Origin of the sequence: Gallicola sp. Sow4_E12, from assembly GCF_052116305.1 — a bacterium.
In the GTDB taxonomy this organism is placed as follows: domain Bacteria; phylum Bacillota; class Clostridia; order Tissierellales; family Peptoniphilaceae; genus JBQKLI01.
On record NZ_JBQKLI010000003.1, the window covers coordinates 94,092 to 114,525 of the forward strand.

Sequence of the window (20,434 nt, forward strand, 5' to 3'; positions counted from 1 at the left end):
TTCTTTTCGAGTTTTCTAGAAGATAAAAAACATGTACTACTAAAGAATCCTTGTTTTCGAATTCAAAAACAAGGATTTTTTTCTTTTCTTATATGTACGCAGATTTTTGAGGCAAAAGCGAAAAAATTCCCCTCTCCCCTCTAACATACTCCACACTTTTTTAATGTTTCTTCTACTCTTTATTTGCATATACAGCCGTTTCTTAGTATAATCAGTACAAATTTAGGATTCGTTCAGAAGGAAGGGGCAGGCTATATGATTAAGGATTTTGATTTTAAAGATTTAGATAATACCTATTCGAATTTTAAGACCAAGGATTTAGCAGAACAGCTGGCTGTATTGCAAAGACAGTGCACTTATATGAAAATCCCTGTGATGATTATCGTGGATGGTTTTGAATCTGCAGGAAAAGGCGCTGTTATTAATGATCTTGTAAGAGAATTAGATACGAAACACTTTATTGTTCATGTGTTTGAAAGCTTAAGATATGAGGATTTGGTAAGACCTTATACATGGCGTTTATGGACAAGAATTCCGCCTCGCGGAGATTTTGCTGTATTTGACAGAAGCCATTACCATCAGGTAAAGATGAATGCAGATCAGTCGAAAGAAGAAATCGATAAACAGTTGGAGCATCTTTTGGATGTAGAAGATACCTTAATGAACGACGGGATGATTATTCTGAAGTTCTTTCTAAATATAAAGGAAGAAACTCAGACGGAACGCCTTAAGGTGTTGGAAAAAGATGAAGACCGGGATTTTCTAGTGGACGATTTCGACCGAAAAGAAAATAAGAATTTTAAGAAATATTTTAAGCATTATGATTATATTCTAGAAGAAACAAATACGTTTAGAGCTCCTTGGCATATTGTTTCAGGGGAGAATATTAAAGAGGCATCGAAATGTGTTTTAGGTCTTTCTATCAAAGAAATACAAAAAGGCATCGACTATTTATTAGGATTAAAAGAAACGGGAGATATTTTTGTTCGGGATTATCAAAAGAATCCCACTCATCTCCAGGAACTTCGTACAGATCTTATGCTTTCAAAGGATAAGTACGATAAAAAAATCGACGAACTTCAAGAAGAAGTCCAGCAGCTGGGGTATCGGCTGTTTAAGCATAAAATTCCTTCTGTGATAGTCTTTGAAGGAATGGATGCGGCTGGAAAAGGCGGAGCGATTAAAAGGCTTACAAAACCTATCGACCCAAGAGGTTATCGTGTCAACCCTACGTCAGCACCATCGGAGACAGAAAACAATCGTCATTATTTGTGGAGATTTTATATGAATTTCCCGAAAAAAGGGCGGATGACTATATTTGACCGATCTTGGTATGGCCGTGTTATGGTGGAAAGAGTAGAAGGTTTTGCGGATATACAAGAATGGGAACGAGCCTATGATGAGATCAATGCGATGGAAAAAGAGCTTGCGGATTTTAATACCTTGGTTGTAAAGTACTTTATTTATATCGATAAAGAGGAGCAGCTGGAACGGTTTAAAAGCCGTCAGAAAGAGAAACCCTATAAGTTGACTGACGAAGACTGGCGAAATCGTGAAAAATGGGATCAGTATGTAGAAGCGATGAACGAAATGATCGATCGTACGAATACAAAGGAAGCTCCATGGGTACTGATTGAAGGAAATGACAAGAAGTATGCCCGTATTAAAATCCTTGAAGATTTTATTCAAAGGGCGGAAGCGATCTGCCAGAAAAATGAAATAGAAAAAAATGAAAAGGAAAAGAAAGAAAAGAAATAACAGGATTTTGTAAAGGAATTCGGAGGCTTGATGAAATCAATATTTAAAATTGTTATAACATTTATACTATCAGTCCTTTTATGGAATGTGATCCTTGCGCCCACACTGGAAAACATAGAACTTGGGCAGACAACAGCGTTAAATGTAGTTTCTGGTGTGGTGGAAGAAAAAATACGATCCAGTTCAAAAAAAGAGCTGCCCAGTACACCTCTTGCCCAGAATCGGGAAGATCAGAAAGAACTCATCTATATGCCGATCAGTGAAAAATCAGCCTTAAGCAATTCCATAAAAGTAGAAAAGGACAAGGATGATGTTACGCTTCTTCGGTTCACTACAGAAAATTCCTACGAAGAAGTCTTAAGATATTTAGCTCATCTTCATGAAGGAAGAGTGAATCTTCATATTGACGGGATCAAAACAAAAGAAGATCAAGAAAAGTATATGGACGGGCTGCAGGAAGCTTGGAAAAATAACAAGGCCTATCTCGACCCGAGAGAATCTTGGTCCGGCATGAAATGGTCCTATATTGATATACAGCCCTATAAAATATATCTGGAAATGGATTTTGTTCTTACGGCAGATGAACTAGTATATTTGGACAAGGTATTTCAGGAGAAGGCGGAGTATATAAGATCTAAAACCAGCGATCCTGTAAAACAGGCAGAGTTCGCTTATCAAACTACAGTAAAAGATATAGAATACGATGATTCCAGTGCCGGCGTAAAACTAGGGGTTCAAGAAAGCTGGGTTCCCAGAAATGCTTATACCGCTTGTAAAACAGGTACTGTTGTCTGTTCCGGTTATGTAGATTATTATAACGGTATATTAGATGCGTTAGAAATCGGAAATCTATCTGTAGAAGGGGTCTATAAAAACAACAAGGGCGAGTCTATTCCCCATGCTTGGACAGAAGTAAAAGCTCAGGATAAGTACTTCTATTCCGATCCAACTTTTGGCGACGGTTACAGAAACAGCGACGTGGTATGGGAATGGTTCTCTTTTACAGAGCTTAAAGACAGAGTTGAGGATGAACGGTAAAAGAAGAAAAATGTGTAGTGTGATAGTGGGGAGAGGGGAGTTGTTGACGAAAAATGAGAAGTGCATTCGTTTTTCTGCGGGGTAAAAAGACGGACTCCTTTTGTGATAGTGTAAGGAAATAACCATGGATTTTATTGAAATAAAGGGTGGAAGAACTTCACGCGGTTTTCTGCTATAATGAAAATAGAATAAATTTTAGGAGGTATTTTATGTCAATCGAAAGATATAAAACAAGTCATCGCTGGAGTGTTGCTACAGTACACAATGGTACTGCTTATATTACAGGACAAGTTGCCAGCGACTTAAACTGCGGAGTAAAAGAGCAGACAAAACAAACATTAGAAAAAATTGATGGTATTTTAGCTGACTTAGGTTCTGATAAATCTAAAATCTTAATGGCTACGATCTATATGAAAGACGTTACAACTTTCAAAGAAATGAACGAAGCTTGGGATGAGTGGGTTGCAGAAGGAAATGCGCCAGCAAGAGCATGTATCGAAGCTGCAGCAAACAATCCAGATGAATTAGTAGAAATTATCGTAACAGCAGCAGTAGACTAAAAAAATAAAAGGTGAAGACAAATCGTCTCCACCTTTTTTATTGCTAAAATTTATTATGTTATCTTATTTCGAAATAGTATGAGTAGAGTAGAAAGCACATTCGCTCGAGCAGTTCTAGATTAAGCGGTATCATCTGTTCTTATATCAAAAAGAAACAAGACCCATGTTTCTACCCTAACTCCCCTCTATCACTCTTCACACTCCACATTTCTTTTAAAAAAGCTCTCACACTTCTTTATTTGTCCAAAAGGTATCCATATCCTTCTTCTTCCATTTTGTCTTTTGGAATAAATCTTAAGGAAGCGCTGTTGATGCAGTAGCGAAGACCTCCTTTGTCTTTTGGACCGTCGGGGAAGACATGGCCTAGATGAGCATCTCCTAGAGCGGAACGGACTTCCGTTCTTATCATGCCGTGGCTGTTGTCTTCTTTATCTTCTATAACAGAATCATCGATGGGTTTCGTAAAGGAAGGCCATCCGCAGCCGGCGTCGAATTTATCATCGCTTGAGAATAAAGGCTGTCCGGTCGTAATATCTACATAGATTCCTTCGTCGCTAAACTTATCGTATTCTCCCGTGAAAGGTCTTTCTGTTCCGCTTTCTTGGGTAACCTTCCATTGATCCGGTGTCAGTTCTTTTTTTAGAGTTTCTTTATCTTTCTTCTCATAATCGAAAAAAGGATTATTGTCTTTTTTATTTGTCAAAACGTCGCCCTCCTTTGGCAGTGTATCGAAACTTACATGACAGTATCCGTTAGGATTTTTCTGAAGATAATCCTGATGATATTCTTCTGCAATGGAAAGATTGGCTAAAGGTTTTACTTCCGTTTCGATTTTTTTGCCGTATTCTGATTCTACTTTTTGAACAGCTTTCTCGATAATCGGCAGATCTGTTTCATCCAGATAATAGATGCCGCTGCGGTACTGGCTTCCCCGATCGTTTCCCTGCCGATTTTTTTGAAGGGGGTTGATCGTAAGGAAAAACTGTTCCAGCAGATGTTCTAAATCAATCACATTCGGATCGTATTCTACAAACACCGCCTCAGCATGTCCTGTTCGTACGCTGCAGACTTCTTCATAGCTTGGATCTAGAAATTCTCCGTTGGCATAAGCGGAGAAAGTTCGGACAACCCCGGGCAGCCTCTGCATATATTCATCGGTTCCCCAGAAGCATCCTCCCGCTAAAACAATGGAGTTATGAGGATCGGCCGTGGAAATATCTGTATTTTTACCTATCTGCAAACCTATATTTAAAACGTTGTTTTCTGTATTCATTGAATTTCCTCCTTTTGTACATCCTACTAAAAGGGCTAAGAAAAGCATCAGTATTCTTTTCATAATAATCTCCTTTGTTTCATAATTTACCCGAAATAGTTTCACTCATTCAAAAAAACGCTGATTATAAGGGGGTGTTGTCACGAGTCTTAAAAGAATCTCCTTTTTGTTTTTAGAAGGATCTTTTAACACTTCGTCAAAGAGAAATTCTAAACTTTTTCCGATGAGAGGACCTGGGGGAATGCCGATATTTATCAAATCTTTGCCAGAAACAGCAAGGTTTTTTATAGACAGGCAGGGCTTTTCTTTTAGAACGTCTTGCAAAGACTTTTTATATAGGGAAAGATTCTCTCCTGTATTTTCTTTAAAGCGGATGAAGCGCTCCATGTTTTCGTTTCCAAATTCTGCTCTGTTTTTTCGTATGAAATAAGGCTGATCTAAAAGTACATCCCTTTTATGTTCCAAAAGAAAGAGAACCTGCCTTCGAAGTTCCTTAGAGTAGGGATAACGATAAAGATGCTCTTTTTGCAGCTGGACATCTTTGTATAGAGCTTCTAACAAAAGAGTCAGCTGAAGGGAAAGATCTTCAGGATGGTTGAAAGTGTATCTTTTTAATTTTGAAGACCGGGGAAAAAGAAATTTTAAAATATCCGTTTCTTCTAATAATCGGATTCCTTTTGCAGGGTTTTCTCCTGTTATGATTTTTGTGAATTCCTCCAGAATCCGTTCCCTGCTTATATATTTAAGATCGCCGGACATTTCCTTTATGGCAAGAAATGTGTTTTTTTCAAAGGAGAAGCCTTCTTTTGCAGCGAAACGCACCCCACGAAGGAGACGGAGCACATCCTCTTTAAATCGTTTTTTAGGGTCTCCGATAGCGCGAATGATCCTTCTATCCAGATCTTCTTTTCCGTTGAAATAATCCACCATATTTTCCCGAGGGGACCAAGCCAAGGCGTTGATCGTGAAGTCTCTTCTCTCAAGATCTTCTTTTAAGCGGATCCCGAAAGAAACTTTTCCAGGTTTTCGATGATCGTATTGCGATTCTTTGCGAAAAGGTGTGATCTCAAATTCGAATCCTTTGTAGAAGATTTTCAACGTTCCGAACTCTTTTCCGATATCGATAATCTTAGCCTCTTTTAAAATCGATTTTGTTTCTGAAGGAAGTGCGTCTGTAGTGAAATCATAATCCATGATCTGTCTTTCGGAAAGAAGATCTCTTAAGCTCCCTCCGACAAGATAAAGCTTAAAGTTGTTCTTATTATATAGATCAAAGAGTTCCAATACTTCTTGCGGCATTAAATTCTCCATAACATCCCTCCTATAGTTATTTTACTACAAAGAAGGGAATAGATTAGATAGAAGTAAAAGTTTGGTTATAAGAAAATAAAAAAACAGTCAGTAAATAGAGAAAGGAGCGGAATATGGGAAAAATAACAGGTGCAGCTATAAGCCCTCATCCGCCTATTATACTGCCTATTGTAGGCGGAGGAAGAGAAAGAGAAGCCTCTACAACTATTACCGGCATGAAAAAAATGGCCAAAGAAGCAGCGAGAAAAAAACCGGATACGATTATCGTAATCACTCCCCACGGAACAGTATTTCGAGATGCTCACTCCATTGTAATGGAAAATGAGCTTTCAGGAGATTTTACAAGTTTCGGAGTAGGGGATTCTTCACAAAAATACGAGATCGATATGGAATTAGGAGAAAAAATACTTGCGAAAAGCAAAGAGAAAAATATACCTCTCCTTAGAATAAATCGAGAATTTATGAAAAAATACGGGGAAGAACTCTCCTTGGACTGGGGTGTGCTTGTTCCCATGTATTATATCGATCAGGAAATTGAAAGCGTTAAGATACTCCTTATGGCTTACGGTCTTCTCGATGGAAAAGAGATGGAGAAAATGGGGGAAGTATTAAAAGAGGCGATAGAGGAAAGGGAAGGTTCTGTTATGATTCTTGCTTCCGGGGACTTATCCCATGCTTTAAAAGACTCCGGACCTTATTCCTATAATTCTCAAGGACCTGTTTTCGATAAAAAGATAAAAGAATTAGTAGAACAAGGAGATTTTCAAGGAATTATAGATTTCGACAAGAAAATCAGTGATCCTGCGGCAGAGTGCGGACTGCGGTCTTTTCAAATAATGGCAGGAGCTTTAAAAGAAAAAAACGTGAAGCCGGAGGTCTTTTCTTATGAAGGACCATTCGGAGTAGGATATATGACGGCCTTTATAGATGTGGAGGAAGAATGATGAGTGCAGAAGATTGTATACTGGATTTAGCGATTGCAACAGTGGAGCTTTACACAAGAGAAAGACGAGTGCCGGTATTTTTAAAGGATGAAGATTTTGAAAAATATAATATAAAGAGAGAAGATTATGAAGAGCTGAAAAAACTGAAAGCCGGATGTTTTGTTACACTCCATAATCCAGAGCTGCGGGGCTGTATCGGAACGATAGAACCGGTTCAGGATAATCTGGCAGAGGAAATTATTCAAAATGCATTATCCGCCTGCAGCCGAGATCCCCGTTTTCCGCTGGTACAGGAGGAAGAACTCGATACTCTCGATTATAGTGTAGATGTTCTAGGAGAGCCGGAAAGGGTAGAATCTCTCTTGGATCTTAATGTGGAACGTTATGGAATCATCGTTTCGAAAGGAACTCGAAGAGGTCTCCTTCTGCCGGATCTTGAGGGGGTAGATACGGTTGAAAAGCAGCTTTCCATTGCTCTTCGAAAAGCAAATATTTCCCCTTCCGAAATCTATGAGGTGGAGCGTTTCGAAGTAGTGCGCTACGAGGAGGGGATCTAATGAAGGAAGCATTATGGTATGAAACTCTCGAGGAGGAAAAAGTCCGGTGCAGCCTTTGTCTTCACAGCTGCATCATCTCCGAAGGCGAATACGGAATCTGCAAGGTACGAAAGAACAAAAAAGGCAGGCTTTATTCTATGACCGACGGAATATTCTTGGCAGAAGGATACGATCCCATCGAAAAGAAACCTTTAGCCTATTGCAGACCGGGGTCGGTTATTTATTCTGTAGGAACGGCAGGGTGCAATTTTCATTGCGACTTTTGCCAAAACTGGCAGATTGCAAAAGACTTCTGGGATCTTCCCCAGTATAAAATAGAAGATGAAGAAGTATTAAGGCGGGCTGCATTAGAAGGGTCTATAGGAATTGCATTTACCTATAATGAGCCGACCATGAACTATGAAGGGATGCTGAGACTCGCAAAAAAAGCGAAAAACAGAAATCTTATTACAGCAGCAGTGTCAAATGGGAGTCTCCAAGAAGGACCTATGAGAGAGCTGGCGCCTTTTATCGATGCCTGGAATATTGATTTGAAGATGATGGATAGAGAGAAGTATAAAAGAATCTGCGGAGGCGATCCGGAAACAGTACTTAGAAATATAAAGATTGCAAAAGAATTCGGCCATGTGGAAGTAACCACCCTTCTAATCGACGGGGTGAATACAGAAGAAAAAGAAATAACAACGTTAGTAAAAAGGATCGCAGAGATCGGTCCGGATATTCCTCTTCATTTTTCAAGATATTTTCCTGCTTATAAAAGGACAGATCTACCCACAAAGATTGAAAGCTTATATAAAGCCAAGGAGATCGGCGAAAAATATCTTAAGCATATTGTACTCGGAAATATACCTTATGAAGTTAAAGGAAGAACTTAAAAGCCCTAAAAAAAGAGATATAAAAAAAGAGTGTGAGAGTGGGGAGAGTGATAGAGTGGAGTTATGGTAGAAACATGGGGCTTGTTTCTTTGTGTATAAAAGGGCAGGTTGTTTTGGTGGGATACGGAGCTGCTAATGCGGAAGGTAAATCTAGTGAAGATTAGTAAAAGAGCGGAGTTGGGATAAAAGCTTCGCTTTTTTTATGGACAGGATTAGTGAAAGGATGAAAAATAACTCTTTTTTTGCAAAATTAGTACATTAAATTATTATAATTCAGAAAATAACTATTGAACTCCTACTTGGTTATGGGTATATTAATATAAGGAGGAATTCATATGATAGTTTCAACAAAAGGAAGATATGCAATCAGGGCTATGGCAGATATTGCTATTTATGGAAAAGAGAAACCTGTATCATTGTCAGATGTGGCAGAACGTCAGGAAATCTCGCAAAAATATTTGGAAGCAGTTGTCCGCCCCTTAAATAAATCAGATTTTTTAATCAGCAAAATGGGTAAAAACGGCGGCTATCGTTTAAAACGCGAACCGAAAGAGTATACACTTTTAGAAATTCTTCAAGCAGCGGAAGATAGCCTGGCACCGGTAAGCTGTTTAGAAGGAGAAGGACCAACCTGCAACCGCAGCGATAAATGTTTGACCCTTCCAATATGGAGAGAACTGGACACTTTGATCGAGAATTTTTTCGGGAATTTAACATTGGAAGATGTGCTGAAAGGCAATGTAAACAACGAGAATCAGATTCCATTATAAAAGCTATTAAAAATTTCCTCATGTCCTATTGACAAAGTAGGAGTTTACCTTTATGATAAATATAGGAAGTTCGGGGGGATTATTATGTCTAAATTATTTATTCATATTTCCAGAAATTCATATACTTCTGGACTCATGTGTTCTTCAAATTAATAACATCCAGGAACAAATAAAAATATTTTAAAGGAGAACACAATGACTAAAAATTATAAATTTGAAACATTACAATTGCATGTAGGACAGGAAAATCCGGATCCGGCAACGGATTCTAGAGCAGTACCGATTTATCAGACAACTTCTTATGTATTTCACGATGCAGATCACGCCGAGGCTCGTTTTGCCTTGAAAGATCCTGGAAATATATATGGAAGACTGACAAATCCAACATGGGATACCTTTGAAAAAAGGATCGCAGCTTTAGAAGGAGGTTCGGCCGCATTAGCTGTAGCATCCGGTTCCGCAGCATTAACCTATACGATTCTTACTTTAGCACATGCAGGAGATCATATCGTTTCGGAAAGCACGATTTACGGCGGAAGCTATAATCTGCTTGAAAAGACGCTGCCGAATTACGGTATAGAAACTACCTTTGTTAAAGGAAATGACTTAGAAGATTATAAAGATGCAATTTTGGAAAATACAAAAGCTATATTTATAGAATCATTGGGAAATCCAAATTCTGATGTCCTTGATATAGAGGCAATAGCTGAGCTTGCCCACGAAAAGGAAATACCTCTTATCGTAGACAACACCTTTGCAACGCCTTTCTTATTAAGACCCTTGGAGCATGGAGCAGATATCGTGATCGAATCTGCGACGAAGTTTATCGGCGGACATGGAACAACCTTAGGCGGAGTCATCGTAGAAGGCGGTCATTTCGACTGGGGAAAATCCGGGAAATTTCCTTCTTTAACACAGCCGGATGAGTCTTATCACGGTGTGAATTTCTGGGAAGCTTTGGGACCGGCAGCTTTTGTAACAAAAATCCGTGCCGTACTCTTAAGAGATACCGGAGCAGCGTTGTCTCCATTTAATGCCTTTTTATTATTGCAGGGACTTGAGACACTGTCTCTAAGAGTAGAAAGACATTTGGAAAATGCGCTAAAAGTGATCGACTATCTAAAGGGACATCCGTTAGTAGAAAAAGTGAATCATCCTTCTTTAGAAGATCATCCAGATCACGATAATTATAAAAAATATTTCCCAAATGGGGGAGGCTCTATCTTCACGTTTAACATAAAAGGTGATGATGAAGAGGCGAAAAAATTTATCGACCATTTAGAACTCTTTTCCCTTTTGGCTAATGTAGCAGATGTGAAATCTTTAGTGATCCATCCTGCAAGCACAACCCATTCACAATCGAACAGAGAAGATTTAGAGAAACTTGGTATCTATGGAAATACAATTCGTTTGTCCATTGGTACAGAACATATAGATGATATACTAGAAGATTTAGATAGAGCTTTTAAAGCGATCAGCTAAATATTAAAATAAAGGAAAGAAGATGAATATCGACATGAGAGTATATGCAGATAACGCAGCAACAACACAAATGACTGATAGATCCATCGAAGCAGTTTTAAAAAGTATGAAAGAAGATTATGGGAACCCTTCCAGTCTTCATACAACAGGTCAGCTTGCAGCAGAAAAATTATATGATGCAAGAGTAAGACTTGCGAATATTATCGGAGCGAAACCGGAAGAGATTTATTTTACTTCTGGAGGGAGCGAAGCGGACAATCAAGCGATTCGTTCAGCAGCCTTATTAGGAGCGAAGAAAGATAAAAAACATATTATTTCGACTAAAATCGAACATCATGCAGTACTTCACACCCTTCAGCGCCTAGAAAAAGAAGGTTTCGAAGTTACTTATCTTGATGTTGGAGAAAGAGGAATTGTTGACGTTAAAGACGTAGAAGGTGCAATACGCGAAGATACAGCCCTTGTTACTATTATGTATGCAAATAACGAGATCGGAACGATTCAGCCGATTAAAGAAATCGGGGCGGTCTGCAGAGAAAAGAAAGTCTTATTCCATACAGATGCAGTACAGGCGATCGGCCATCTTCATGTAAATGTTGTAAAAGAAAATATCGATCTATTATCCCTTTCAGCCCATAAATTCCATGGACCAAAAGGAGTCGGCGCACTTTATGCAAGAAAAGGCGTACGTATTCTTCCTTTAATCGACGGAGGAGCACAAGAAAAAGGGAAAAGAGCCGGTACAGAAAACCTTCCGGGTATTATCGGAATGGTAGCGGCTCTAGAAGAAGCTATGGAAACATTAGACGAAGATAATAAGAAAGTAGCAGCCCTTAGAGATAAACTAATCGAAGGCTTGTCTCAAATCCCTTACAGCAAGTTAAACGGCGATCGGGAACAAAGACTGCCTGGTACAGTAAACTTTATCTTTGAAGGAATCGAAGGAGAATCCCTTCTTCTGCTTCTTGACCAAAGAGGAATCGAAGGATCTTCAGGATCTGCCTGTACATCCGGATCTCTTGATCCAAGTCATGTGCTTATGAGCTTAGGGCTTCCTCACGAAGTTGCCCATGGATCCTTAAGACTATCTCTTAGTCCGTTCAATACGGAAGAAGAAGTAGATTATATAGTGGAACAGACACCGGAAGTAGTAAACTATTTAAGAGATATTTCCCCGGTTTGGGAAGAAAATACAAAAAACAATCATTTCTTTTTAGATGAAAGGAGCAAATAAATGTTATACAGCGATAAAGTAATGGATCACTTTACAAATCCAAGAAATTTAGGAAAAATGGACGATGCAGACGGAGTAGGCGAAGTAGGAAACGCTACATGCGGCGATATCATGAAAATGTATATTAAAGTAGATGGAGACGTTATTACAGATGTTAAATTCAACACCTTCGGATGCGGTTCTGCCATAGCAACAAGTTCAATGGCAACAGAGATGATCAAAGGAAAAACTCTTGAAGAGGCTATGGAGCTGTCCAATAAAGCAGTAGTTGAAGCTTTAGACGGGCTTCCAAAGAACAAAGTTCACTGTTCTGTATTAGCAGAAGAGGCAGTTCTTGCAGCGATTAAAGACTATTATGATAAAAATAATATCGAATACGATACAGAAGTATTTAAAAAATTAGAGGAACCACACGAACATTAAAATGGGTAAAACGCTCCTCAATAATATAGATACACAGAGAGAAGACTTGGAAGAGTCTTCTTTCTGCGTTTAAAGTTCTATTTATGGTAGAATAAGTTTATATTAAAAAGGAGTAAAGTATGGATAAATTTTTAAAATTTATTAAAAGCAGATGGTTTGCCTTAGCCTTGCTGCTTCTTGTTTTTGCAGTGCTTTTGGAAGAGGTTTTCGAACGGGAAACACTTGTGACGGATCGTTTAGCCTATGGTTTTTTTGTGCAGAACTTAAGAGCGCCTTATTTGACTGGGATTTTAAAGATAATAACCGAACTTGGAGGGACGATTTTCCTTACTCTTATGGGCATCCTTTCTATTTTTCTTGTTAAAAACAAAATCATAAAATGGCTCATCCCTCTAAACCTTGTGTTGTCGGCTATCATAAACACTTCTTTAAAATACTTAATCCAACGCCCCAGACCGGAAGGATATCGTTTAATCGAGCAGGGAGGTTTCAGTTTCCCCAGCGGCCATTCCATGTCTTCTATGGCATTTTACGGATTTCTCATTTATTTAGTTCATAAAAAAGTAAAGAATGAGAAGAAAAGTAAAATATATACAGCTGTATTTTCTATATTGATTATTCTAATCGGACTCAGCCGAATATACCTGGGCGTCCACTACGCCAGCGATGTGTTAGCCGGATTTTCTGTAGGACTGTCCTATTTAATCGTTTTCTGTACCTTTGTGAAAGAAAAGTATGGGGAAGCGTTAAAGGAAGAGTTTTAAAAGAAAGAGTGATAGAGTGGAGTTATGGTAGAAAGGTGGAGCGTGTTTCTTTTGGATGGAAAAAGCAGGTTGTTATAGGTAGATACTGTGTCCTCGTTTATATTTTTATATCAAAAAAGCCTTGTTTTCGATTTCGGAAACAAGGCTTTTCATTTCTTTTATTCAAGAAAACTTTTAAGCCAACGGCGAAAAAGTTCTTTTCTCTTTTTTATTTTAGACTATAAACAATTCAATAGCATAAACGGCGATACACGCTGCAATCGCTACGGTTAGAAGGCTTTTTTCTTTATAAGCTAAGACAATAGCGATAATAAATCCTCCCAGTGCAGAATAAAAGCTTTCTGTGGAAGAAAGGATCGACGGGAAGATGAGTATCGATAAGGTGACAAAGGGTACATAGTATAAGAACGATTGTATAAAGCTGTTTTTTACTCTGCCTCGTATTAAAGTTAAGGGCAGGAGCCTCATAAGATAAGTTGTAATAGCCATAGTAAATATATAAATATAGGGATTATTCATAGTTTTCCTCCTTGATAGGGAAGAGCAGTGCTGCAATCCCTGTTATCACCAAGGTTAGAAAGATTAATCGTATACCTGAAGATATCTCCTTTACAACGGGAAGGACTGAGAAAAGGAAAGAACAAATCATAGAGATTGCTATAATGCCTTTTAGAAGATTCTGCTTTTTAGACGGCGGTACAATAACAGCGATAAGCATACCGTATAAAGCTATACTTAAAGCACTGACAGCCCGAACAGGAAGGAGACTGCCTGAAACGACGCCCAGTACCGTACCTAGAACCCAGCCGGGAATAGCGGCTGTCATCAGCCCGTAGGTATAGACGGGATTCAGCTCGCCGGGATAAGCTATCGATAAGGCGAAAACTTCGTCTGTTACTCCAGCAGCCATTAAAGCTCGTTTTTGAAAAGGTGTCCATACAGGAATTTTTTGAGACAGCGCACTTGACATAAGCATATATCTAGAATTAATAATAAATTGTGTTATGATGACTTCCCATAAGGCAGCCTGGGTTGCTATGGAAGTGAGGCCTGCAAATTGACCGGCAGATGTTACATTTGTCCAAGAAAGAATTCCCGACTGAAAGACCGTAAGCCCCTGCAGTCTTGCTTGAATTCCAAATGTAAAGGATACAGCGACATAACCCATAAATATAGGCAGCCCGTCTTTTATTCCCCTTCTATAGATCGATTTCAATGGATTCCCCTCCTTATATTCTATGAAAGAGTATAACATATTTTTGTAATTTCGCTATAGAAGCTATAAGGAATAAATAGATACTTGAAGACAAAAGAGAGGTGTAAAGAAGGGGACTTTAGTTGTATATTATTCCTATTCAAAACAACACTGGCTGCAGCAAATATTATTGCAGAAATTATGAACGGGGATATCAGAGAGCTGATTCCGAAAAAGCATTGGATTCAAAAGAAGAATCTGCTTTAAAGTCCATTAATACTAATTTACTAAATTATGCTATAATTAATCCATTAGGAGGTTTTTGAAATGAGTCGTGTAGATGAATTATATATAGAATCAGCAAAGAACATTCTTGAGAATGGATATAAAGAAAATGAAGCAGAAAATAGCCTTGTACGTGCGAAATGGGATGGGAAGGAAGCGGCCTATGCGATCTATCTTCCCCAGCAGATCACTACTTATAAAGCGGGAGAAGTCCCTATTATCAATCTTCGTAAAATTCCTTGGAAATCAGGTATAAAAGAAATCCTTTGGATCTATCAGGATGCATCAAACGATGTAAATCTCTTAAAGGAGAAATATAATGTACACTACTGGGATGAATGGCAGAATAAAGAGGGAAACCTTGGGAAATCTTACGGCTATCAGATAGCAAAATCTATAAAAAGTCCGGAAACAGGGAAGATGACAACACAGATTAAAAGGGTTATCGACGAACTTCGAAACAATCCTTTAAACAGAAGAATCTTTATGTCGATGATGGATATGGAAGATTTAGCAGATATGACCTTGATCCCATGCGCCTTTATGACCATGTGGACCGTGGCTGGAAAAAAACTGAATCTTACCTTAATCCAAAGAAGCGGCGACTTTCTAGCGGCTGCAGGTCCTGGATCTGTAAACGCCTTCCAATACTATGCTCTTCTTCGAATGGTAGCTCAGGTAACAGGATACGAAGCAGGAGAATTTATGCATTTTGTTCAAAATCTTCATATCTACGATCGGCACATTGAAACAGTAAAATCTATTAGCCAGATCGAATTAAAAGAAGAATCTCAACCGAAACTCCTTTTAAATCCTGGCATAAAGGAATTTGAAGATTTTACTATTGAAGATTTTACATTAGAAGATTATAATCCAGACGACAAAAAGTATAATATCGATATAGCAGTATAAGGAGATTTTATGGAAAGTACAAGAAAAGGCGGTCTTTCAGGAGCGGGACTGAAATGGATTGCTATTATAACCATGCTTATAGACCATATCGGTGCAGTGGTGTTAATGCCGTTAATATCTATCTCGAATATGCAGGGCGGACAAATGCCTATGGAGCTTATGACAATCTATACAATTCTCAGGACAATAGGAAGAATCTCTTTTCCCATCTTCTGCTTTTTAATTGTAGAGGGATTCTTTCATACAAAAGATGCTGTAAAATATAATATTCGTCTGGCTATTTTTGCATTACTATCTGAAGTGCCTTTTGACTTGTCTTTATTCGGAAAAGTATTCGAAACAAGCCATCAGAATATCTTCTTTACATTAGCCATCGGGTTATTCGCTATTATCGTTTTTCATAAACTGAGATTCAATATGACCTTGGCAGCCTTTATGATTGTCTTATTAGCAGCAATTGCAGCTGAAATGATCAACACAGATTACGGAGCTTTTGGAGTTCTTTTAATCTTTGTATTTTATTTCTTTAGAGACAAACCCTTACAGAGATTTCTTGCCTTTGTGGTATTATGTATCGTTAATGTAGTCTATACCTATATTCAGATGGGTTACGGATTTCATCCTATGATGATCGCTGCGATAATTCCAGCTCTTTTACCTGTATTATCATTGATTCCGATCCATATCTATAACGGAGAAAGAGGCAATCAGCCGAAATATTTCTTCTATCTCTTTTATCCGCTGCATTTATTGATTCTCTATTTTATATGTATAGCAGTAGTATAATGAAAAGCATTCTTAGGGGTGCTTTTTTTTTACTTCAATATCAATAATGAATATAAAACGGTTAATCATCTAATTCCATCATGGAAAAAGCTAAATATAATTTTACAAAATCTGTGATATTTCTTGGATTATACCCAGTAATCTCATACAGGCGATTTAATCTGTACTGCACTGTATTTTTATGAATATACAACTCTTCCCCTATTTCCTTGATTTTTCCATTGTGTTTAGAATAAGATTGGATAAGTTCAAGATATAATGCTATGTCTTTCTCAGGTATGTTTTTGGTTATAGAATTTATATAGATTTTTATATCTGTCTTAGTAGTATTATTAAATAGAAGACCTAAATCTAGATTTTCATAAAATGCAATAGAAGTGCTGCTGCTAGAGATAGAGTTCCATTTTAAAGAGGCTTTTGATTCATCATAAGATTTTTTTAAATCTATCTCATTTCTGTAGGATGAACCAACTCCAATAGAAAATGTACCATAGACTTTAATAGTTTCATAAATTTTATGGACGAGATATGACAATTCATCTTCATTGATAGCAGAGATAATGACAACAATTTCGTTATAAAATTGAGCTATATAATTATTGTTATCAATATTAATTAGACTCATGATTTTATTATAAACTTTATCTAGACGAGCTGAATCGATACTATCTTTTTCCCAAATTATAGTAATAATATATTTCTCAGAAATGTCATTTTCTGGATAAAGGCTAGGTCCTGCAGATTTATTATCTAAAAGTAATCCTTCGATTGAGATTCTGACATTTTCTTTCATTTTCATTTTATTGGTCTTGTACCAATCTTCATAGATAAGAATCTCGCTCATTTTTTTTATAATTCGGCCGTATTTATCTATAACATCAGGTTCTCCTGTAATTCCTATTACACCAATAATTTCATTCTCAAAGTACAGCAACATATTAATTCCCTTTTTAGAACCTTTATATAGATCATCGGAATAAATAAAGAGATCCTCCTTATTATGGATGCAGATTTTTGCCCCATAGTGTTCTTGTCCAATACGATGTTCATCTGTTGAGGCTAATATTACTCCGTTATTATCTATGAAATTGATATCATAATTGATTATCTCTTTCATGCTGTCAACAATTGATTGTGCAGCATATTTATTGATTTTCATATAATTTAATGTCTCCTATAACAAAATTAATTAGTTTATCGTTTTAAAATATGTTTTTTGTACTATAGTTTTAGAAGCGTTGTTCTAATAAAATGTTATCACAAAGTAAATTCTATGTATATTGTAGAAAAGGAAAACATTATCAAAAAAATATTTGGAGGGATAATATGGATGCAACAATTGCAAGTGTAAGTAGTACACAAATGTTATTAGGATTGGCAATAGGGATCATTGTACTTATTGTTTTATCGATGAAAACAAAAGTTCATACATTTATAGCATTAATAATTGCAAGTATGATCACAGGAATAATCGGCGGAATGTCTGTAGATGGTGTTATGACAGCTATTACAGATGGGTTTGGAAACACATTGAGAAGTACGGGTATTATCATTGGGCTAGGCGTTATGATGGGCGTTATCTTGGAAAAATCGGGTGCCGCAGAAAGAATGGCTTTTAGTATGATTAAGATGGTCGGAAAAGGAAAAGAAGAGTGGGCTTTAGGATTAACCGGATACATAGTTTCTATACCTGTCTTCTCTGACTCAGGACTTGTTATTTTAACTCCATTGGCAAAATCATTATCTAGATTAACAGGGAAATCGGTCATCGGATTAGGGTTAGCTCTAGCAACAGGACTACAACTGACTCACGTCTTTGTACCGCCTACACCAGGACCATTAACAGTAGCTGGGATATTAAATATTGATATTGGTCAGATGATTATTGCTGGTATTTTGACAACTATACCCACATTTATTGTTTCTATGATTTATTGCAAATGGCTTGGGAAAAAATTATATTTAATTCCAAATGAAACAGGAACAGAGTTTTATAAAACAGATTATAAAGAAGAATACGTTAAATCGATTGAAAATATCGAAGTATTATTTAAGAATAAAAATCTTCCTTCTACAGCGTTATCCTTTGCACCTGTAGTAGTCCCGCTAATTCTGATTTTTATTAATTCTATCGTAGGATTTTTAGGATTAGAAGGCGGAGCTATACCCTTTGCAAACTTTTTTGGTCATCCAATCGTAGCATTGATTATTGGTACATTAATATCGGCTTATGGATTAGGAAAAAACATGAGTAGACAAGAAGTGCTTGATTTTATGGAAGAAGGAATTAAAGCAACCGGTATGATTATGCTTATTACTGGAGCCGGTGGAGCTTTGGGAAATGTAGTAAGAGAAGCGGGCATTGGAGATGCATTAGGACAAGCAATTCTTAATACTCCAATTCCACCTATTATTATTCCATTTATTATAGCAGCCTTAATGAGAATTGCATTAGGTTCTGCAACAGTCGCTTTAACAACTGCAGCAACATTAACAGCACCATTAGTACTACAGTTAGGAATGTCACCTATCTTAGCTGCAATGTCTACTTGTGCAGGTGGAGTTGCATTTAGTTACTTTAATGATAGCGGTTATTGGGTATTCAATGGATTGTATGGATTGAAAGATATTAAAGATCAGTTCTGGGCAAAGACTATGATTTCTTTTATTGGGTCCGGAGTGAGTTTGCTCGCCGTCGTCTTAGCAAGTATATTCCTTTAAATAAGGAGGGTAGTTTATGTCAGGAATCATTAAGGTTAACCATTTAGATAATGTAGCTACAGCCAGCAAGGAAGAAGGTCTAAAGGAAGGGGATCACCTTGAGGAGATTAGAATAACTGTCCAAGAAGATATCCCATTTGGTCAAAAAATTCTGCTTGAAGATGTAAAAAAAGGCAGTCCAATTATAAGATATGGAGAAATTATAGGATATGCAGCTGAAACTAAAGAGAAAGGGCAATATGTAGATGAGCATTCTATATATATAGATAAGATCGATCATCTCAATGAAAACAATATTCCTGAATTTGAGGACCAATATCGATTTAAAGATGTTGAAAAAATAGAAGAGAGATATTTTTACGGTTATAGAAATCCAGATGGTTCTGTCGGTACTAGAAATCTTTTAGCGATCAATACGACTGTACAATGTTCGGAAGGGTTTGTGAATATCGCAGTTGAAAAAGTAGAGAAAGACCTTTTGCCTAAATATAAAAATGTTGACGGTGTAGCTGCTATAAATCATTTATATGGCTGTGGAGTGGCTATTAATGCAAAGAATTCAGAAATACCACAACGGACTATCAGTAATATTGCGCTTAATCCAAATTTTGGCGGTCGAGGTATCGCAGTATGTCTTGGGTGTGAAAAGTTCAAGTCAGAAGATGCATTCAATGGCATAGAGGCTGAATCTATCCTCGTTATGCAGGATTATCATGGTATGGAAGAAATGTTAGATGCCTTTTTGGAAAAGTCGGAAGCGGTATTACAGAAATTGAATAAGAGGAAAAGAGAAAAAATTCCTGTGAGTGAACTTCGGATAGGTTTGCAATGTGGAGGCAGTGATGCATTTTCCGGTATGACGGCAAATCCTGCAATTGGATATGCAGCTGATTTATTCATCCAGCAAGGAGCATCTGTTATATTTTCAGAAGTAACTGAAGTTCGTGATGGGGTACATCTTTTACTAAAAAGGATACGTGATAAATCAGTTCGTGAAAAAATGATACAGGAAATGAGATGGTATGATAATTATTTAGAACAAGCTGAAGTAGATCGAGCGGCAAATCCTTCTCCAGGGAACAAAGCGGGAGGTCTTGCCACAATTATTGACAAGGCAATGGGTTCGATTGCTAAATCAGGTACATCAGAAATTGTGGATGTTCTTTCGCCAGGAGAGCGAATTCGGAAGAAAGGTTTAACCTTTGCAGCTACGCCTGCATCAGATTTTGTCTGCGGGACACAACAGCTGGCATCAGGTATAAACATAATGGTATTCTCCACAGGAAGAGGGACAACATATAATTTAAAAGAAGTGCCGGTTATAAAAGTTGCATCCAATAATGTGCTTTATAAAAAATGGAAAGATCTTATAGATATCAATGCAGGAGAAATAGCAGATCACAGTAAAACTATAGAAGAAGTAGGAAATGAACTCTTTGAATATATTATAAAAGTTGCTAGCGGCGAAGATACTCGTGCTGATCATTATAGATTATATAATCAGCTAGCGGTGTTTAACCCTGCACCAATCACATAACAATAATAG

The 20,434-nt window shown here is 37.5% G+C and carries 21 protein-coding genes; 16 read left to right on the plus strand and 5 right to left on the minus strand.

Annotated features, from left to right (window positions below):
* The first annotated feature begins 255 nt into the window (after positions 1-255).
* The 3 genes from ACTQ46_RS02655 (at position 256) to ACTQ46_RS02665 (ending at position 3,356) form a co-directional block, all read left to right on the plus strand.
* On the plus strand, positions 256-1,758 hold the full coding sequence (locus tag ACTQ46_RS02655) for a hypothetical protein (RefSeq protein WP_441747333.1): 1,503 nt from the start codon (positions 256-258) through the stop codon (positions 1,756-1,758).
* Positions 1,759-1,788: 30 nt separating this feature from the next.
* On the plus strand, positions 1,789-2,796 hold the full coding sequence (locus ACTQ46_RS02660; RefSeq protein WP_441747334.1) for a hypothetical protein: 1,008 nt from the start codon (positions 1,789-1,791) through the stop codon (positions 2,794-2,796).
* 209 nt (positions 2,797-3,005) lie between these two features.
* Entirely contained in the window at positions 3,006-3,356 is a 351-nt protein-coding gene (locus ACTQ46_RS02665) for a RidA family protein (RefSeq protein ID WP_441747335.1), read from the plus strand.
* 235 nt (positions 3,357-3,591) lie between these two features.
* On the opposite strand, the gene msrB is transcribed toward ACTQ46_RS02665, so the two are convergent.
* Together msrB and ACTQ46_RS02675 are read right to left on the minus strand one after the other, a co-directional pair.
* Positions 3,592-4,692 (minus strand): peptide-methionine (R)-S-oxide reductase MsrB, encoded by a 1,101-nt coding sequence (gene msrB, locus ACTQ46_RS02670; protein ID WP_441747336.1) that lies wholly within the window; start codon positions 4,690-4,692, stop codon positions 3,592-3,594.
* A 42-nt stretch (positions 4,693-4,734) separates the two neighbouring features.
* Positions 4,735-5,940 (minus strand): CCA tRNA nucleotidyltransferase, encoded by a 1,206-nt coding sequence (locus tag ACTQ46_RS02675; RefSeq protein WP_441747337.1) that lies wholly within the window; start codon positions 5,938-5,940, stop codon positions 4,735-4,737.
* A gap of 113 nt (positions 5,941-6,053) precedes the next feature.
* Between ACTQ46_RS02675 and amrB the strand changes: the two genes are divergently transcribed.
* From amrB to ACTQ46_RS02715, 8 genes are all read left to right on the plus strand, one after another.
* On the plus strand, positions 6,054-6,884 hold the full coding sequence (gene amrB, locus ACTQ46_RS02680) for an AmmeMemoRadiSam system protein B (protein ID WP_441747338.1): 831 nt from the start codon (positions 6,054-6,056) through the stop codon (positions 6,882-6,884).
* On the plus strand, positions 6,881-7,441 hold the full coding sequence (amrA, locus tag ACTQ46_RS02685) for an AmmeMemoRadiSam system protein A (protein WP_441747339.1): 561 nt from the start codon (positions 6,881-6,883) through the stop codon (positions 7,439-7,441). Before amrB ends, amrA begins: the two co-directional genes overlap by 4 nt.
* Positions 7,441-8,316 carry a radical SAM protein gene (locus tag ACTQ46_RS02690; protein WP_441747340.1) on the plus strand — a complete coding sequence of 292 codons (876 nt, stop codon included), beginning with the start codon at positions 7,441-7,443 and terminating at the stop codon, positions 8,314-8,316. The genes amrA and ACTQ46_RS02690 overlap by 1 nt, the downstream gene beginning before the upstream one ends.
* A gap of 335 nt (positions 8,317-8,651) precedes the next feature.
* A complete protein-coding gene (locus ACTQ46_RS02695; protein ID WP_441747341.1) occupies positions 8,652-9,086 on the plus strand; it encodes an RrF2 family transcriptional regulator in 435 nt (144 codons plus the stop codon).
* A 195-nt stretch (positions 9,087-9,281) separates the two neighbouring features.
* Positions 9,282-10,568, plus strand: coding sequence for an O-acetylhomoserine aminocarboxypropyltransferase/cysteine synthase family protein (locus ACTQ46_RS02700; RefSeq protein ID WP_441747342.1), 1,287 nt, complete (start codon positions 9,282-9,284; stop codon positions 10,566-10,568).
* Positions 10,569-10,590: 22 nt separating this feature from the next.
* The gene (gene nifS / locus ACTQ46_RS02705; RefSeq protein ID WP_441747343.1) at positions 10,591-11,802 is read left to right on the plus strand and encodes a cysteine desulfurase NifS; all 1,212 of its coding nucleotides are present in this window, start codon (positions 10,591-10,593) and stop codon (positions 11,800-11,802) included.
* Positions 11,803-12,225, plus strand: a complete 423-nt coding sequence (gene nifU / locus ACTQ46_RS02710) for a Fe-S cluster assembly scaffold protein NifU (protein ID WP_441747344.1) — start codon at positions 11,803-11,805, stop codon at positions 12,223-12,225.
* A 119-nt stretch (positions 12,226-12,344) separates the two neighbouring features.
* Positions 12,345-12,989 (plus strand): phosphatase PAP2 family protein, encoded by a 645-nt coding sequence (locus tag ACTQ46_RS02715; protein ID WP_441747345.1) that lies wholly within the window; start codon positions 12,345-12,347, stop codon positions 12,987-12,989.
* Positions 12,990-13,202: 213 nt separating this feature from the next.
* On the opposite strand, the gene ACTQ46_RS02720 is transcribed toward ACTQ46_RS02715, so the two are convergent.
* Together ACTQ46_RS02720 and ACTQ46_RS02725 are read right to left on the minus strand one after the other, a co-directional pair.
* Entirely contained in the window at positions 13,203-13,508 is a 306-nt protein-coding gene (locus ACTQ46_RS02720; RefSeq protein ID WP_441747346.1) for an AzlD domain-containing protein, read from the minus strand.
* Positions 13,501-14,205, minus strand: coding sequence for an AzlC family ABC transporter permease (locus tag ACTQ46_RS02725; protein WP_441747347.1), 705 nt, complete (start codon positions 14,203-14,205; stop codon positions 13,501-13,503). Before ACTQ46_RS02725 ends, ACTQ46_RS02720 begins: the two co-directional genes overlap by 8 nt.
* 122 nt (positions 14,206-14,327) lie before the next feature.
* On the opposite strand from ACTQ46_RS02725, the gene ACTQ46_RS02730 reads away from it, so the two are divergent.
* From ACTQ46_RS02730 to ACTQ46_RS02740, 3 genes are read left to right on the plus strand one after another with little or no spacing between them, the layout of a single operon-like run.
* Positions 14,328-14,510, plus strand: a complete 183-nt coding sequence (locus ACTQ46_RS02730) for a hypothetical protein (protein WP_441747348.1) — start codon at positions 14,328-14,330, stop codon at positions 14,508-14,510.
* Between the two features lies 1 nt (position 14,511).
* Positions 14,512-15,381: a thymidylate synthase gene (gene thyA, locus ACTQ46_RS02735; RefSeq protein WP_441747349.1), complete on the plus strand. Its 870-nt coding sequence runs from the start codon at positions 14,512-14,514 to the stop codon at positions 15,379-15,381.
* A 9-nt stretch (positions 15,382-15,390) separates the two neighbouring features.
* The gene (locus ACTQ46_RS02740; protein WP_441747350.1) at positions 15,391-16,167 is read left to right on the plus strand and encodes a TraX family protein; all 777 of its coding nucleotides are present in this window, start codon (positions 15,391-15,393) and stop codon (positions 16,165-16,167) included.
* Between the two features lie 61 nt (positions 16,168-16,228).
* Here the strand turns inward: ACTQ46_RS02740 and ACTQ46_RS02745 are convergent, their stop codons facing one another.
* Complete coding sequence (locus ACTQ46_RS02745; RefSeq protein ID WP_441747351.1) at positions 16,229-17,326, minus strand: CdaR family transcriptional regulator; 1,098 nt, start codon at positions 17,324-17,326, stop codon at positions 16,229-16,231.
* 167 nt (positions 17,327-17,493) lie between these two features.
* On the opposite strand from ACTQ46_RS02745, the gene ACTQ46_RS02750 reads away from it, so the two are divergent.
* Together ACTQ46_RS02750 and ACTQ46_RS02755 are read left to right on the plus strand one after the other, a co-directional pair.
* Positions 17,494-18,888, plus strand: coding sequence for a GntP family permease (locus tag ACTQ46_RS02750; protein WP_441747352.1), 1,395 nt, complete (start codon positions 17,494-17,496; stop codon positions 18,886-18,888).
* Positions 18,889-18,904: 16 nt separating this feature from the next.
* Positions 18,905-20,425, plus strand: coding sequence for a UxaA family hydrolase (locus ACTQ46_RS02755; protein ID WP_441747353.1), 1,521 nt, complete (start codon positions 18,905-18,907; stop codon positions 20,423-20,425).
* Positions 20,426-20,434 lie beyond the last annotated feature (9 nt).